The organism is Vibrio sp. La 4.2.2 (assembly GCF_027586995.1).
Classification (GTDB): Bacteria; Pseudomonadota; Gammaproteobacteria; order Enterobacterales; family Vibrionaceae; genus Vibrio; species Vibrio mediterranei.
Genome location: NZ_JAPPTJ010000034.1, coordinates 1 through 367 on the forward strand (window position 1 = coordinate 1; position 367 = coordinate 367).

At 49.3% G+C, this 367-nt stretch carries 1 pseudogene; it reads left to right on the forward strand.

The window, feature by feature from the left end:
* A pseudogene (locus tag OH456_RS25950) lies at positions 1 to 367 on the forward strand (transketolase); the annotation flags it as partial.

Sequence of the window (367 nt, forward strand, 5' to 3'; positions counted from 1 at the left end):
TAAAACGCCAGGTCACCCAGAGTACGGCTATGCACCAGGTATCGAGACTACGACTGGTCCTCTAGGTCAAGGCATTACCAACGCGGTTGGTATGGCGATTGCTGAGAAATCTCTTGCAGCACAATTCAACAAAGAAGGTCACGACATCGTTGACCACTTCACTTATGTCTTCATGGGCGACGGCTGTCTGATGGAAGGTATCTCTCACGAAGCATGTTCTCTAGCAGGCACGCTAGGTCTAGGTAAGCTGATTGCTTTCTGGGATGACAACGGTATTTCTATCGATGGTGAAGTCGAAGGTTGGTTCTCTGACGATACACCGAAGCGCTTCGAAGCATACGGCTGGCACGTAATTCCTGAAGTAGAT